Consider the following 16,542-nt stretch of genomic DNA (forward strand, 5'->3'; position numbering starts at 1 on the left):
AGATTCTGGTGATAATTCACGTTATGTAAAGTCTGATCACTAGCAAACGGCTGACGTTTTTGTCAGGCCAATGGGAACTTGTTGTGAGACAACTCGCAGGCCATTGCCCAGTTTCGCCTCACGCAACGCTTATGAATGCCGCCGAACCGCGACACGGCGCGCTGTCCGATTTTCTCGCGCTCACTGACGGCCTGTCCGTCGCCCGAATCGCCCGGACGCTACGCTGCAGCACCCGCACCGTCCGGAACTACGTCGCCGGACGCTCGCCGATCCCGTGGCATCGAATCGAAATGCTCCGTCTGTTGGCGCTCGAACTGAGCCGTGCAGCGCACGAGCCTGCGACGCCCGCTCAACACGTCAATTCACCGTCGCCGGTACGGGCAAACATCGAACCGGATCCGGACGCACCGGACGTGCCACCTGATGAAATGCTGGCGTGGGTTGGCGTCCACGCTCCGCATTACCTATCGAGCCAACGCAGTCTCACGCACTACATTCGCGGGTGGAACGTGGTCGACAAAATTCACCGAGCCAAGAGCGAAGGTACGTTCTCCGTCGTCCTCGCGCGTTGGCGCACTCTCGCGCTTGATCTGCCGCGCGCATGGCGCTCAGGTCCGCTTTGACGTGTAGCATTCGCACTGCGAAACGTGATCGCGAAACGTGATCGCGATACGAATCGCCGCTGGATCTGCGCAGTCGAGTGTCGGCAGCGGCTTGCCGCTCGCACTCGCCCCTGTGCCAATCGGCATGAACAGCAAGCGCCCCTCCTTGACCGTCATCACCGCGTCGTAACGCTTCGCGAGCCTAACCAGAAACGACATGTCGCTTTCGCTCGTCTGGTCGATATGCGCGATCCTGATCTTCGCCAGCACGTCGCCGAGTGCGGGCGTTAGCTTGTGCCGTGCCGCAATCGTCTTGACGATGTCACGCCAGATCTCCGCGTGAATCGTCCAATACCAGATTGACCGAATCCGCCTCATCCTCCCTCGATTCCATCACCGCGAGCTCGATCAGGTATGGGGCAATCGTGCGCGACAGATCGCGCCCGTCGAGCGTGATGCGGTAATCGGCCTGGGGGGCGATGCGCCCGGTCGGCAGTAAGAGTCGGATGATCTGCTCGTCGGCAATTCGCTCCTTGATCGAGTTCTCTTTGCCTTGATCAATAAGACAACTCCTTGCTAAATGGCTGCGAGAAAAATTCAGGGCCATTTTCTCCACAAACCGTTCATTTTAAACCACTTCGTCTGTTTTTGACTTGCGACGCTTTGATGGTTTGGCATGCAAGATTTATCATGGCCGTCGTCTTCTATATTTCGTTTGCATTTATTTAGAACGGCATCTTTCTCGTCAGTCATGCTGAGATGGGCTTCTTGCAACATATTCGCAGGAACAATGAAACTCCCCTTTCGCACATGGGATGTTACTTGTGGTGCCTTGACTCTGAGTGCACCAAGTTTGTGCAGTTGCCCGAATATGTCCGGGCGGCATACCAATGAACACACGTTAGTGGGGAGCCATTCTTCGTGACGCTCCCATGGAGCATCGGCATCTTCACGTTCCATTCGAACGTACAAACCCTCAATGTTCGTAAAGTTTACACGTGCTCCTCGAATATCATGTTCGTGTTCGGAGATGGCGACTTGTTCCGCGTGCTTTCCCTTCAGCGGTGTATATTCTCCCGATATGAGCCCCCTTTTTGGGTGAGAAATTTCCACATTGATCCTGATCTTGTTTGGCCCGCGCCACGCCGTTTTGTTTTCATCTTCACCCTGGCCCCAAGGGAACAATCCAAGCGGGTCTATCGCATTAATTGTATTCGGGACATAACGGTAAAGATTTACCCCTCCGATCAACCCAATGGGATCTTGCGAAATGAAAATCCCACTGCGCGAATCATAATACCGGTTCCGGTTATAGTGCAGCCCGGTTTCTGCATCTCGATACTGCCCCTGAAGTCGAAGCGGTTGATCGAATTCTTCGAAGGCCCCAAATCGGCTGACCGCACCCCAAGCGCCATAACTGCCTTCCCAGGCGACGGCTCCCAGTGAATCGATAACCCGCGTAGGAGCCCCGTTGGGATCAGTATGGAAATAGTGCAGCGCTGCAGATTCCGGCGTCAGGTCCGACGGCGGAGGGATTGCCGCAAGATCCCGACTCTTCTCGGCGACGTACGGAACTTGCCGTTGTTGCCTATCCCTGTCGCTGTCTTCAGTTGCATGGCTGACGGTTCGAACATCGCTAGTGGGAGGTGTTCCGGTATCCATTCGGCATGTACACCGCACCTCGGCCAGCGGCCGGAAGGTTTCCGGATAGTAGATCCATTCCCGAGCCTCGCTGTATCTGCCCGTCGGTCCTGAATTCATACCGGCGTGGTTACGCATTTTGGGCTGCTCGGCACTTGCACCGAAAGACGCATTCGACAGCAATTTAGCTGCGTCCGGAGTACCGTGCGAGACTTCGCCCACCAGCGTATCCCCTTGCCAGAAGAAATAGCTGGTACAGGACAGCGGCAAGCTGTCGAATGAGGATTCGGGCGGAGTACCATCATCATGCCCAATCCGTGTGGTCTTCTTCACCCGCCGATGAAATGCATCGTACCCATAGCGCGTGCGGATGCTCAGTGTGCGATATGTGTCGACAACAGCCGTTGGTACCTGACACCGGATCAACGTCTCGATCAACAGACCGTCACCGTCCCACCACAGCAGCAAATCCTGCCGCCCATCCTGTTTGCGCACGAGATTGCCGATACGGTCGAATGCGTAGTAGCAGCCGTCAACTTCTCCTTCACGTACCCATGTGTCGGTGCCCGGGGCCGTAGCGAATATGTCGCCCTGACCGTCCTGGAGAATCTGGGTCTTCATCAGATCGCCGGCAGGGTCGTACAGGAAGCGATTCAGCGTGCCTGCTGGATCGACGTATCCAGTCAGTTTGCCCATCGGATCGTATTCGTAGCGTTCGATACCGAGCCGCGAGTCGCGCTTCGCGGTCATCTGTTGGTTGGCGTTATAGGTGTATTCGCTGGCGAATAAGGGGCCGGTATTGACCATCAACGTCTGCTTGGCCAGTTGCCCTTCAGACGTATATGAGAACTCGCGTCTCAGTTCGTCCCCGAGATGCTCGACACGAATTTGTCCCAGCGCGTCCGGTTCGATTGTGATCGCCGCCGAGTTGTCGATCGTGATCGAACTGATGGAACCGAGAGCGTCGTACCCGTAGCAAACCCTATGCTCGATGATCTCGTCGCCAGTGTCGAGTTGCGTCCGGCGTTCTATCTGATTGCCTACGTCGTCATACTCGTGGGCAATCACGAAGTCGTCACCCTGCTTTTCCTCGACGAGGCGACCGGCCACGTCATACGCCAGATCGACCCGGCTGTCCGGATTCTCCGCGATGACCAGGTTACCCATGCGATCATACGAGAACATTTCGATACGGATCCCGTCGGGCTGCCGCGGGTCAGGCACTCGCTTCTGTACGATGCGGCCAAGTGCATCCGTTTTGTAGTCGATCGCCTGTCCCAACGGGTCGATGCTGCGCAGCAGTTCGCCTGCCATGCCGTATACGTAGTAACGCGGCTGCCCCCAGTAGTCGACTTCCTCGACGATCCGCCCCAATGCGTCGCGCTTCAACTCGTAGTGCTCGCCGCGCTCGTTGACTACGCCGATCAATTGCTCCTCGGTATCGTACCGGTATTCGACCACGCCGCCGTCGGGCGTGTGTCGTTTGGTGACATGCCCCAGCGCAGAATATTCGCGTTGTGTGATCTGGCCGTTCGCATCGCGATAGCGCGTCAGGTTGCCGTCCGCGTCGTAGGAGCAATGGCGCTCACGCCCGCCCGGCTCAATCGTCCGCGTGAGGTTACCCTTGCGATCATATTCGTAGCGACTCATCTGCCCGAGGGCGTCTACGATCTCGATGACGTTGGCCCGTGCATCGTGCGTGTACTGTGTTCGGTGGCCACGTGCATCGGTAAGCCCCGCGAGATTGCCATCACAGTCGTAGTGGAAGTGCGTCACCGCGCCATAGGGGCCCGTAAGGGCGATGAGTTGACCGTGCCGGTCATGCTCGTAGTTCGTATCGCCCAGCCACGGCGTCGTTTGCCTGAGCAGATTACCCCGGTCATCCCAGACATATCGCCACGGCCTTCCCCACGCATCAGTTATGCATACCGGGTTATGGTCCGTACCATACTCCGTGCGTACGACTCGTCCATCCGGCTGCATTTGTGCCAGCAGATTACCGTAGGCATCGTATTCCCAAGTCGTGATGCGCCCGGACGGATCCGTTTCCGCGCTCGTGCGGCCCTGCGCGTCGTAAAGGTAAGTCGTCGCCCCCCCAAGTGGATCGATCCGTGCCACCGGCATGCCGCGCTCGTCAGCTTGGAGGATCGTCGTGTGGCCAAGTGAATCGGTGATTCGCGTTTCCCGATGCTCGACATCGTAGACAAAGCGGTAATCGAAAAGGCCGTTGTCCCCCCATGCGCGATCGACCCGCCACGCGCCGTCATCCTGCTGTTGATGGTTGTAGTAGAAAGATATCCCTCGTGCGCTCGTGTGGCGCACCATCTGGTGACCAACGGTATATGCGAAATAGTGCGGCTGCTTCATTGCGTCGCATACGGCGACCAGATCGCCGTTCTGATCGTGTTCGTAGCTGACGAGCGGATGGGGGCAGCCACCCATATCGATCAGCGTCAACGCGCTAAGCAAGTTCGAATGATGTCCGGCGTTGCTATCTGTGCCAACCTTGCACTCAATCATGCGCCCGGTCGCCTCGTCCGACTTCCACTCGCTGAGACGTGTGAGGCTGGAATCCGGTCCGCGCTCGAAAACCCATGCATTATCGTTGAGGTCAACTATCCGCCCGACAGGCAACGTCAACCTGCCCTCCGCCGCGCATCCAGCCAACTCGTGTTGCCAGTGTGCGGGCAATGCAAACTCATGTTCGATCCCGGCACGCGTACGCAGAACCAGGATTCCATCCCTCCGGTACAGCGAATATCCGTGCTGCCAGTCATGCACGCGCGCTAACCACCCGGCTGCGTCCGGTATCGCGTCGAACGCCGTCGTGTGATCGGGGAAATACGCCACCACATCCACCGCGCCTGGGTGCCGCATCAGTTCCAGCCGGATATCGGCGGGCGTCTGCCATCCCACGCCAACCGCTCCACACCACGTATTGTTGCCTGTGTAGTATCGGTCCCAGACGAGCGGTAAGCGGCCAGCGATCGTGAAATCCCGCTGTTGCACAACCACTTCACCGGTGATCGCATCCACCGGCTCCGCATGCAGCACCGTGCACCGCAAGAACCCCGACTTCAAATGCAGCTTATCCGCCAGCGCCTTCGCCCAATCCGATCCTTGAAATGATTTGAACAACCCCTTTGCCGCGGCAGCCATGTTCATGATTGGCGGCCCGCCCACCATCACCGGCCGCCCTGCCGGAATCGGCAGCATCACCGAACTCGGCATCGACGGATAAGTCCGGTCCGTATGCGCGCTATTGTGTGAAGGCGGCTCCAATCCGATCGACCAGCAACTCAACGCCTGCAACGCCATGAACGACATCGGATCGTTGTTGGCAAGCACCGTCTTGCTGCCCATGAACGATTCACCGTCATTCGAAGGCTCCGGATCCTCCTTCGGCGGCGGGGCAAACGATTCGCCGAGCGGAAAATGAAGTCCTGGAACGTGATACGCGTGCGTTCCTGCCGTAGCCCGCATCAAGCCATTTACGAGAATCGGCCTGCCGCTGCTCCCGCCCATTCCGACGTTCGAGCCGAGATCATTGCTGATACGGTTCTGGAGTGCCTTGCGCGCTTTGTTCAGCTTCATCCCTTCCGCGACAATCGGGTTGTCCTTGATGTCCGGAAGCTTGCCCCCCATTACACCGGCCACGTCATTGAGCTGCTGCATGGCGGAATCGGCCAGGTGGTCGAGCTTCTTCACATCGTCGGGATGATCCTCGATGTATTCGGTCACCTTCTCCTGCACGATCATCATTGCGATGCTGCCGACCACACCCTTCGCCGCCTCGACGTACTCTCGCAGATCGAGCATGAACCCGACATGAGGATGCGGCAGAAGAACGGGCGTCGGACTCGGCGCGACCAGTACCGAGTGAACATCGATTCCGACAACCGGATCCAGATGCTTGACCGCGAGCAAGCCCATGTCGTCCTCCCCACTCAGCGTCCACCGCGCAACGCGGCGACCTTCTCGCTGAGCGCGTTACGCCGCCGGTCCAGCATCCCCAATTGCGACACCATCCATTCGACGACAAGCGGCAGATTGCTGTTCGCACGCATCGGTTCGTCGATCATCAACCCGGCATCGAGCGCATTGAATCCAGCTTCGAGCGCATGCTCGCGCTCCCCTGCCCGCTCCCAGCACACAGCGCTCATACGCCACGCCTCCACCGTCATCAGCCCGTCCCGCGCGGCAGTAGTCGATGTCGCAGCGCGTTCATAGCAATAGGCCGAGTGCGCGTAATCATTGTGTGTCAGGTGCACGCTCGCCTCGCCGAACAACCCGTTCGCGACGAGCGTGTGACCTGCCGGATGCCCTGCTTCAACCGCACGCATGCCGTTGCTGGCTGCGCTCCGGTACGCCTCGATCGCGCGTTCCCGATCGCGCCATTTCAGATACGCGGCACCGGCGATCAGATGTACGACGACGCACTGATCGAACCACTGCTCGCGGTCCGCGACCTTCAATGCCGCCGCACGCAACTCCTCGAGCCGCGTCGGGTTAGCGCCTTCGATCGTCTCGGTCAACATCACGAACAGCCGTCGAAATTCGCCGCTCGGCCCGCGCTCGCCCGATTCCGCCAGCAATTCGCGCGCCACGCTCGCCATCGAATATTTGCCTTGCGCGATGCGCACCGCAGCAGGATGTTGTTGCAGCAGCGTCGCCAACGGCGTGATATCCGTGCACGGCACGACGAAGCGCACACGCTCCCCAAGCTTCGGGACGACGGCAACGATCGACAACAAGCCATCCAGCCATCGCGTCCATGCCGCGTTGTCACGCACTTGTGCCGGCTCCAGCACGAAAACCATCGCGGAAAAGATGTCCGGATGGTGACGCATCAGGCTGTCGGCGACCGTGAGCAGATACAGCTCGGGATTCGTGCCGTCGTCGCGCGGCGCTTGCCAATCGGCGCGCACGCCCTGCGCATTGGACGCATCGCGCCGACTGTCGTAGAACGCGATGAGTTCGTCCGTCAGTGCCTTCGCATAACGTTTCTCATTGACGAACGACGCGCGCATCGTCCGCACCGCGCACGACGTTTCGTTCTGAACCTGGAAATAGAGCTGAACGAGCCGCGCATCGGTCTCGTCGGTCTGCCAGATCATCATTCGCGCTTCCCGTTCCTTAGCGAAATTCATCCAGTCCGTATGCGCATCCATGAACCTGCGCTCCACCGGATTGGTCGGCTGCCAGTTCTGCATTCGTGCGGACCTCCGTCACGGATTCAGTTTCAATATGGTCCCTTCGACCGTGTGCTCGCCCGTCGCCGACGATGTCACCGTCTTGCCGCGCACGCTGTGGCTGTCGGTGCCGGTCGATTCGACGTTGACGCCCTGGATCACGATCGTGCCGTCGCGCTTCATCACGATGCTCGACATCCCGCAGACGAGCGCAAGCTGGTCGCCGGCATTGACGAGCACCTGATGCTGCACGTTCGTCGTATGGTTCGCGCCGACGCTGACGGTGTGTTCACCTCCGACCGTGAGCGTATGCGCGTTTGCAATCGTCGACGTGCGCGCACCGATTTCCTCGGTATGCGACGACGCCACCAACGTCTTCATGTCCTGCGACGTCGTCTGATAAAGCTGTCCGACGGTTAGCGTCTTGCCTGCGCCGATCGTTTCTGTCTTGCTTTGCGCGACCGTTTCCTTGTGCGTGCCGCCGATGGTCGCGTCACGGTTCGCGCCGATCGTCACGGTTTCGCTCTGCCCAACCGACCGCGTCCGGTTGCCGACGACTCCATGCGTCTCATTCCCCCCGATCTGCGCAACCCGATGCTGCCCGATGTTGACAGTCTCGTTCTGCCCTACACTCCTTTGCCGGTTGTTCTTCACCTGCATCGTCTCGTCGTTGCCGACCGTATGCGTGTGGTCGTGCCCGACCGACAGCGAGTGATCGAGCTCCGTCTCCGCATCGAAATTGCGTTCCGCATGCATCCACAGTTGCTCCGCGCCTTTACGATCCTCGAACCGAAACGCATTCGCGTGCTCGGTGGTCCCGCCCGGTGACGACCTCGACAACAACCCGCTTTGCGTCGCGCTCCCCGGCAGCCCCCACGGCGGCATCTTTTCCCCGTTGTACACACGCCCTGTCACAATCGGTTGATCGGGGTCGCCGTTCAGGAAATCGACGACCACCTCGTCGCCCACGCGCGGAATCTGCACGCCCCCAAACCCGCCCCCCGCCCACGGGCTCGACACGCGCACCCAGCACGATGAATCCTGGTTGCTCTGCCCGTAACGGTCCCAGCGGAACTGCAGCTTCACGCGCCCGTACTGGTCGGTCCAGATCTCCTCGCCCGGCGGGCCGACGACGGTCGCGGTCTGCGGGCCATTGGTGCGCGGCCGAAGCGTCATGCGCGGCGACCGGTACGGCAGGCTCGACGGTTGAACCGACACTTGCGATTCGTGCACGACGGCCTCGTTACCGCTGTCGCTCGCATACGCGTTCTCCTGAAACCGATAAATGCACCGCACGATCAGGTATTCGCGGTTCTGGTCGGCGCGCGGGCAATGCTCGAGCGTGAACAGGTAGCCGGGCGCGAGCCCGCGCACGTCCGTGCTCGCGCTCGCGCGCTCGTGTTCTGCCTGCTGTTCCTCGAGCCGCACGCGGCTGTAGCGCTCGCCGGGCGCATCGTCGCGATACCCGCCCGGCCATTCGAACGATTCGAAACCGTCGTGATCGTGGCCGCGCGGATCGACTTTCTGTGTCGACAGGTCCGCGCGTGGCTTCGTGTAGTCGTAGTCGTTCGTCTGGTGCTTGCCGACGCTAACCTCCTGCGCGGGCAGCCAGCTATCGATATGCTCCTCGTCCGCGATCGCCGTGCGGTCGCGCGCGATGAACGGAATCGTCTCGTAACCGGGCAGCGCCGCATGCGACGACATCGCATCGCACAGCACGAGCGTGTGGCTGTCCGCCGCGTGCCTGAAATAGAAGTAGATGCCCTCGAACTCCATCAGCCGCGACACGAACGCCGCGTCCGTTTCGTTGTACTGCACGCAGTATTCGCGCGGCGCATACGCTTCGGTCAGCCGGTTCTCGACCGGGAAACCATACCGCGCGAGCACGTCCAGCACGATTTCCGGCACGGTCCGGTTCTGGAAAATCCGGCAGTCGGAGCGGCGCGTCGCGAGCCACAGCCACGGCCGCGCGACCAGCAGGTAGCCATAGTGGCGCTCCGCGCGACGCCCGACGAGTGACGCGCGCGCGACGATGCCATTCAGGTAGCGCGTCGTACCGTCCTGCTGTTCGACCCGCACGGTCACCGGTTTGCCGAGCAGGTCCTTCAGCGACAGGCTGTGGTTGTCCGCAAGCGCCTCGATCCGGTATTCAAACAGGCGGCCGAGTTCCTCGTCGCCGTCGAGGCTGTGGAATTTCAGATCGTCGCCGTGTGGGCTGTCGAGTGTGAACACGCGGGTCACGTCGTCACCTCCTCGTCGAACCGGTAAACGAACTGGCCGTCGGCCGCGCCCACGTCGATCGACGACAGCGCGCGCCCTTCGACCGTCGCGCGCAGGATCGCCTGGCTGATCCGCGGCAGCACGGTATGCGTGAGGATCGCATCGACCATCCGGCCGCCAGATTCGATCGTCCGGCAGCGTTCGACGATCAGCGCGGTCGCGGAATCGGCGCAATGCAGCCGGATACCGTGGTGCGCTTCGATCCGCCGCTCGATGCGCCGCAGTTGCAGCGCGACGATCCGCGCGAGCGTCATGTCCGTCAGCGGGTAATACGGAACGACGGTCAGCCTGCCGAGCAGCGCGGCCGGAAACACGTCGAGGAGCGGCGCGCGCAGCGCATCGGCGAGCGTCTGCGCATCGGGCAGGCGCTCCGGATCGCGGCACAGCTGCATCACGCGCTCCGAGCCGACATTCGACGTCAGCAGGATCACCGTATGCCGGAAGTCGATGTCGCGGCCCTCGCCATCCTCCATCCAGCCCTTGTCGAACACCTGGAAGAACAGCTCGTGCACGTCGCGATGCGCCTTCTCGATCTCGTCGAGCAACACGACGCTATAGGGCCGCCGCCGCACGGCCTCGGTCAGCACGCCGCCCTGTCCGTAGCCGACGTAGCCGGGCGGTGCGCCCTTCAGCGTCGACACGGTGTGCGCCTCCTGGAACTCGCTCATGTTGATCGTGATCGCGTTGTGCTCGCCGCCGTACAGCATGTCGGCGAGCGCGAGCGCGGTCTCGGTCTTGCCTACGCCTGACGGCCCGCACAGCAGGAACACGCCGTGCGGCTTCGCGGGATCGTCGAGCCGCGCGCGGGCGGTCTGGATCCGCTCGGCGATCAGCTCGACCGCGTGACGCTGGCCGACCACGCGTTCGCCGAGCGTGTCGGCGAGCGTCAGCACCGACTGCATCTCGTCGCGCACCATCCGGCCGAGCGGAATCCCGGTCCAGTCCGCAACGACAGCCGCGACGGCATGCGTGTCGACCGCCGGCAGCACGAGCGGCGACTCGCCCTGCAGCGCGGCGAGCGCCGCCTGCGCGTCGGCGAGCTTTGCCTGCAGATCAGTGCGTGACGATGCGTCGGACGCCTGCGACGGTGCATCGACAACCCGCGAGCCGGCAAGCTTCGCCTGCAGGTGGGCGCGCACCGATGCGTCGGTCGCTGGCGATGGCGCATCGACAAGCTGCGCGTCGAGCAACGCAGCGCGCGAATCTGCGATGGCCTCGAACGCATCGCGCTCGGCCTGCCAGCGCGCATCGAGCCGGTCAAGCTCGGCCTGCCCGGCGGCGATCTCCGCGTCGACGTCGGCAAGCCGTGCCGCGTCGCCAGTGCCGAGCGCGCACTCGCGCGCAACCCGCTCGCGCTCGACGCGCAGGCCGTCGATACGCCGCCGCGCGTCCTCGACCGGCGCGGGCACCGCATGCTGGCTGACGGCGACCCGCGCGCATGCCGTGTCGAGCAGGCTGATCGCCTTGTCGGGCAACTGACGGGCCGGGATATAGCGGTGCGACAGAGTCACGGCGGCCTGCAGCGCGTCGTCGAGCACGAGCACGCGGTGATGCGCTTCGAGCTTCGCGGCGAGCCCGCGCAGCATCGCCAGCGCCGCGTCCTCCTCGGGCTCGCGCACCTGCACGAGCTGAAAGCGCCGCGTCAGCGCCGGGTCCTTCTCGATGTGCTGCTTGTATTCGGACCACGTGGTCGCGCCGATCGTGCGCAGCAGGCCGCGCGCGAGCGCGGGCTTCAGCAGGTTCGCCGCATCGCCGGTGCCCGCCGCGCCGCCCGCGCCGACGAGCGTGTGCACTTCGTCGATGAACAGAATCACCGGCCGCTCGTTCGACATCGCTTCGTCTATCACGCCGCGCAGGCGGCTCTCGAACTCGCCCTTCACGCCCGCACCGGCCTGCAGCAGCCCGATGTCGAGCAGGTACAGCGCGACATCGCGCAGCGACGGCGGCACGTCGCCCGCGACGATCCGCAGCGCGAAGCCCTCGGCGACGGCCGTTTTGCCGACGCCCGCTTCGCCGACGAGCAGCGGATTGTTCTGCCGACGCCGCAGCAGGATATCGACGATCTGGCGGATCTCGCCATCGCGCCCGACGACGGGGTCGATCTCGCCCGCGCGCGCCCGGGCCGTCAGGTCGACCGCGAAGCGCGAAAGCGCGGAACCGTCGGCGGAAGCGGAAGCAGATGCGGACGCGCGCGCGTCGACCGGCGTCCCGTGCGCGGCGGGCGACGGCGCCTCCGGCGAACCATCGACGATCTGTGCGAGCCCATCGGCAAGCATGTCCGGCGCGACGCGCTCGAACTCGCGCGAGATCCCGTACAGCACGTTGCGCAGCGGTGGCGTCTTCACGATCGCGAGCAGCAGCGTCGCGCCGCGGATCTGCGTTGCCTCGTACTTCAGCGTCGCGTAGACCCACGCCCGCTCGACAGCGTCGTCGATGTGTACGGACAGGTCCGACACCGAGCCGGCGCCGCGCGGCAGCCGGTCGAGCGCCGCGACGAACCCGCGCTCGACCGTCGTGGCGTCGATGTCGAAGCGGCGCAGAATCCGATGCAGGTCGCTGTCCGGGCGCCGCACAATCTGGCTCAGCCAGTGCGCGAGCTCGACGTACGGATTGCCGCGCAGCCGGCAGAAACCGGTCGCCTGCTCCAGCGTCTCGTAGAGAAAGGGGTTCAGCTTGCCGAACAGCGTGACGCGGCCAATATCGGACATGGTGGTTTCCTTTCAGTCAGGTTCGCGTTGCAAAGCAGCGTCGCCGGCCGCCCTGACCGTGCCGGTAGGCCGCGCGTCGCAGCGGATCACGAGATTGCGCGCGGGGCCCGGCTCGAGCCGCTGCCCGAGCCATGCGGCGCGGCCGATCCCGTGCGGGCTGCCGAGCGCGAGCGCCGGCACCGCGTCGTGCGCGAGTTCGAGCTGCACGTCCCAGTCGAATTCGATGCCGACGTATTCGCGCACCCACTGCTCGAGCTGCCGCGCATGCTCGCCACCCGGCAGGAACCGCCGGTACGCATCGAGCGACAGCGGCCCGAGCACGATCCGGAAGCGCGACTGCGCATCGCGCACCGCGACCCCAAGCACCGCGCCGCCGAGCGGCAGCGTCGGCCGCATCGCGTGGATCGCGCAGCGTTGCGTGCACTCGATCGTCACCCACTGCGGCACGTGCTCGACGATCCTGACCGCGACGCCGAAGTGCCGCCGCAGGATCTGCGCGAGCCCTTCCGGGTTGCGCGTGTGGCGCACGAGGTGTCCGGCGTGGAAAAGGCGTGCATGCGGCGCAAGTGCATCGACCTGGCCAGACAGCCGGTCGTCCGCGGATGTGGATGTGGATGTGGATGTGGATGTGGAAGGTAAAGCCGAAGAGGAACCGGACGCAGGCGCGGACAGGCCGCGCCCGATCAGGCTCGCTACATACCCGTCGAACCGTGCGCGCGCCGGCCGGTCGAGGCTCACCGTCGGCTGCGCGTCCGCCCACGCGCGGTAGAACAGCAGAATCAGCCGGTGATGGAACAGGTCCGCGAACGCGGCGAACGTCGGATCGTCATGCTGGGTCGCGCGCTCGTACGCATAGTCGGTCAGGTGCGTCGGCAGCGGCCCGTTCGGCCCGAACAGCCCGAAGCCGTGAATCGTCACGAGTGGCACCCCGCCGTTACCCTGCACGCCGGCCAGCATCGCGGCCGCGAACGCGAGCGACGGCGCCTGGCCGAGCCGCACCGGCTCGTCGCGCGGCCGCGCCGCATGGCCGAGCGGCGCGTGTCCGGGCGACAGTGCGTCGAGCCAGCGCAGCGCCTGGAACAGGTCGTAGCCGTACGGCGCCGTACGCAAGCGCGCCCACAACGCGTCGCGCCGTGCCACGACGGACGCCGGGTTCGCAGTGGGCGGCGTATCGCGCTTCATGCCGCGGGCCGCCTGCCGACGCGCGCCGGCCATTGCGCGAGCATGCCGCGCTGCGTGCTCGTCAGTACGCATTCGGAGAACGCGTTGATCGACACGTGGCGCGCGAAAAACTGCTCGAGCACCGCGCCGAGCAGGAACGGGCTGTCGCCGGAAAACGCATGGTCGTCGACGGTCACGTCGACCTGCACACCGCGCCCGAACATCAGCGGCCCGGCCACCGGCAAGCGGCGGAACACGGGCGCGAACGCGACGCGACGCACGCCGTCGATCTGCCGGCGCATCGCGGCATCGGCCGGGTCCGCATGCAGGCCGAGCAGTTCGCGCAGCACGCGCGCGCCTTCTTCGTCGTCGAGATCGGTCAGCGTATGCCGCGCGAGCCCGAGATGACGGATCAGCCGCCACGCGGTTTGCGCCTCGGCGATCGGCGGGCGCGGCCGCGTCGGCCCGCGGATCGCGACGATGCGCTCGACAGGCGCCGACACGCGCAGCGTGAACATATTCGCATCGCCGGGCGGCTGCAGCAGCACGAGGTCGCGGTTCGTGCAAAGCGTATCGACGGCCAGATAGCGCATCGTTTCGTCGTATGGCGCGCACTGGCTGTCGACGAGCGACACGTAGGTCTCGCTGCCTGCGTAGCCGGTGCGCGTGCCATTCGCGCGCGCCTGTGCGGACACGAGGCGCGGCTCGTGGCGCACCGTGTAATACGCGCCGAAGTTGCCGTCGTCGTCCGCGAACGATGCATGGAACGGCCGGAATTCGCGCGCCTGTCTGTCGTCGCGCTGCTCGCTCGCGAGCCGCTCGACCGCGTAGACCTCGTAATCGAGCGGCCGGCTGCGGTCGACGACGACATGATGCTCGCGCGCGCCCGGCTGTACCGGAATCCGGTCCGCGCGGCGCGCGAACAGGTTGATGGCCGGCGTGCAGTTCAGCGCGAGGTGCCGCGCGTCGACGGCCGCCTCGAGCGCCGCGTCGTGCCGGTCGAACAGCAGCGTCAGCTCGCATTCGTCGCCGCTCGCGCGCGCGAGCGCCGGCCGCAGCCCGTCGACGCTGAAGAACAGGAACCGCGCCGGGAACGCGAAATACTCGCGCAGCAGCCGGTAGCCCTGAAAGCTGCGGCCGTCGTTGGGCAGCAGCGCCTGGTCGGCGCCGAAGCCGTGATGGACGATCGCGTCGGGGCCGAGCGTGTGCAGCCAGCACGGCGGCTGGCCCGGGTCGTGCACGACAACGCCGAGCGTATGTGCGGCGATCAGCTCGAGCAGATGCAGCGCGTCACGCTCGGGTCCCGCGAGATGAAACATCAGCCGGTCGGCCGCCAATTGCGCGAGGCGCGCGCCGCCGCGCGCCTTCAGCCGGATCCGCAGCGCGCCGCGCACGTCGTGCCGCGCCGCGACAGCGCCGCGCGGCAGGTAGGCGGGCGCGCCCGTCACGGCGGCGCGTGTCAGCTCGAGCGGCCACAGCGTCAGGTCGTGCGCGGTGCGGAATTCGCACGCGGTCTGCTCGGACGCGGCCGGCCGCGCGCGCAGCGCAGTGCCGGCCGGTAGCCGCCAGCCTTGCGCGAGACTGCCCTCGTTCATCACCGGCGCGAACTGCACGATCGCCATCGACGGCAGCGGCGCGACGTAGCCCGGATACACGGCATCGAGCAGCGCCTGCGTGAAGCGCGGAAATTCCGCATCCATCTTGAGTTGCACGCGCGCGGTGAGGAAGCTGAAGCCTTCGAGCAGCCGCTCGACGTACGGATCGGGCGGCCCCGATTCGGTCAGCCGCAACCGCGCGGCAACCTTCGGGAATTGCTGCGCGAACTCGCCGCCGAGTTCGCGCAGGTACGCGAGTTCGCGGTTGTAGTACTCGAGCAGGCGCGTATCCATCGCGTCAGCCCCCCGCCGCCGATTGCAGCGACATCGCGCCGGTCTCGAGATCGAGATCCGAGCGCAGCACGAATTCGACCGGGTACGGCACCGACCATAGCGTGCCGCGGATCTCGAACATCAGCACGTTGTGCCGCCCCTCGCCGGCGGCGCCAGGCGCGTCGAGCACGCTGCGCACGTCGACGCTGTCCGGCGCGATGCGCGGCTCGAAGCGGACGATCGCGTCGCGGATCGACGCCTCGACCGACATCCGCTCGACGCCCGACATCGGCTTGCCGACGAGCGGCCGCATCCCGTAGTTCAGCACCGACGCCTGCGCATGCGGGAACGCCGACCAGTCGACGAAGCCGTCTTCCCCGTTACGCGTATTGAGGAGCCACGTCAGGTCGCGCAGCACCGCCGCGCGCAGCGGCTCGGCGCCGACCGCCTGCGCGCCCGGAGGCTCCGTGCGCCGCTGCGGGTCGGCGTCGGTCAGGCGGTCGAGCAGCGCGGGCTGCAGCCGGTCGCGCAGGCCGCCCGCGCGGTCGTCACGGGTTCGCGCATCGCTCATCGGTTCGCCTCCGCGCGGTCACATCTCGGTGTTTTCCTTGATGTTCCAGCCGACCGACACCTCGGCGCCCTTGCCGCCGTTGTCGTTCTGCTGCCAGTACTGCTTCTTGACCTTCGCGGCCTGGAAGCCGTAGTGCATCAGCAGCCGGTCGGCCGTGTCGCCGGGGTCGACGCCCGCGAGCTGCGCGGACGTGACGAGCACCTCCTGCAGCGTCACGCGCATGAACTCGACCTGCGAGCCGCCCGTCTTGCACGCAGAGATCTCGACCGTCGGCAGGTGCTTGCCGTTCGCGCAGTATTTGATGATCGCGGGCGTGCCCTTGTCCATATATGCGGCCACGACGAGATCGTTGAAGCTCGCCTTGCCCGCATTGCCGCCGCTGCCGCTCGCCATCGCGCCCGGCTGGCTCGCGCCCCACGAGAACGTCTGGATGTCGGTCCAGCCCTTGTGCTGCGCGTCCGCCGATTCGCCGGATACGCCATCCACCTTCATAAACATTGCCACGCCCATCGCTATCTC

Annotated in this window: 9 protein-coding genes and 1 pseudogene; 1 reads left to right on the plus strand and 9 read right to left on the minus strand. The window is 64.4% G+C overall.

Annotated elements, in window-relative coordinates; genetic code table 11:
* The first annotated feature begins 131 nt into the window (after nucleotides 1–131).
* Nucleotides 132–623, plus strand: coding sequence for an IS21 family transposase (locus ACV22Z_RS33565; protein ID WP_448080553.1), 492 nt, complete (start codon nucleotides 132–134; stop codon nucleotides 621–623).
* On the opposite strand, the pseudogene ACV22Z_RS33570 reads toward ACV22Z_RS33565, so the two are convergent.
* The 9 genes and pseudogenes from ACV22Z_RS33570 to ACV22Z_RS33610 all read right to left on the minus strand — a co-directional run.
* Nucleotides 598–1,128, minus strand: a pseudogene (locus ACV22Z_RS33570) (contractile injection system protein, VgrG/Pvc8 family); the annotation flags it as partial. The gene ACV22Z_RS33565 and the pseudogene ACV22Z_RS33570 overlap by 26 nt on opposite strands.
* A 71-nt stretch (nucleotides 1,129–1,199) precedes the next feature.
* Nucleotides 1,200–6,176, minus strand: coding sequence for an RHS repeat-associated core domain-containing protein (locus ACV22Z_RS33575; RefSeq protein ID WP_448080554.1), 4,977 nt, complete (start codon nucleotides 6,174–6,176; stop codon nucleotides 1,200–1,202).
* A 14-nt stretch (nucleotides 6,177–6,190) separates the two neighbouring features.
* A complete protein-coding gene (locus ACV22Z_RS33580; RefSeq protein WP_448080555.1) occupies nucleotides 6,191–7,456 on the minus strand; it encodes a hypothetical protein in 1,266 nt (421 codons plus the stop codon).
* A gap of 15 nt (nucleotides 7,457–7,471) precedes the next feature.
* On the minus strand, nucleotides 7,472–9,676 hold the full coding sequence (gene tssI / locus ACV22Z_RS33585) for a type VI secretion system tip protein TssI/VgrG (protein WP_448080556.1): 2,205 nt from the start codon (nucleotides 9,674–9,676) through the stop codon (nucleotides 7,472–7,474).
* Nucleotides 9,673–12,423, minus strand: a complete 2,751-nt coding sequence (gene tssH, locus ACV22Z_RS33590; RefSeq protein WP_448080557.1) for a type VI secretion system ATPase TssH — start codon at nucleotides 12,421–12,423, stop codon at nucleotides 9,673–9,675. The genes tssI and tssH overlap by 4 nt, the downstream gene beginning before the upstream one ends.
* A 12-nt stretch (nucleotides 12,424–12,435) precedes the next feature.
* Entirely contained in the window at nucleotides 12,436–13,605 is a 1,170-nt protein-coding gene (gene tssG / locus ACV22Z_RS33595; RefSeq protein ID WP_448080558.1) for a type VI secretion system baseplate subunit TssG, read from the minus strand.
* Nucleotides 13,602–15,473 (minus strand): type VI secretion system baseplate subunit TssF, encoded by a 1,872-nt coding sequence (gene tssF / locus ACV22Z_RS33600; RefSeq protein ID WP_448080559.1) that lies wholly within the window; start codon nucleotides 15,471–15,473, stop codon nucleotides 13,602–13,604. Before tssF ends, tssG begins: the two co-directional genes overlap by 4 nt.
* A gap of 4 nt (nucleotides 15,474–15,477) precedes the next feature.
* Nucleotides 15,478–16,023, minus strand: coding sequence for a type VI secretion system baseplate subunit TssE (gene tssE, locus ACV22Z_RS33605; protein ID WP_448080560.1), 546 nt, complete (start codon nucleotides 16,021–16,023; stop codon nucleotides 15,478–15,480).
* Between the two features lie 18 nt (nucleotides 16,024–16,041).
* On the minus strand, nucleotides 16,042–16,533 hold the full coding sequence (locus tag ACV22Z_RS33610; protein ID WP_448080561.1) for an Hcp family type VI secretion system effector: 492 nt from the start codon (nucleotides 16,531–16,533) through the stop codon (nucleotides 16,042–16,044).
* Nucleotides 16,534–16,542: the final 9 nt, after the last annotated feature.

This window comes from Burkholderia sp. PU8-34, from assembly GCF_053427725.1.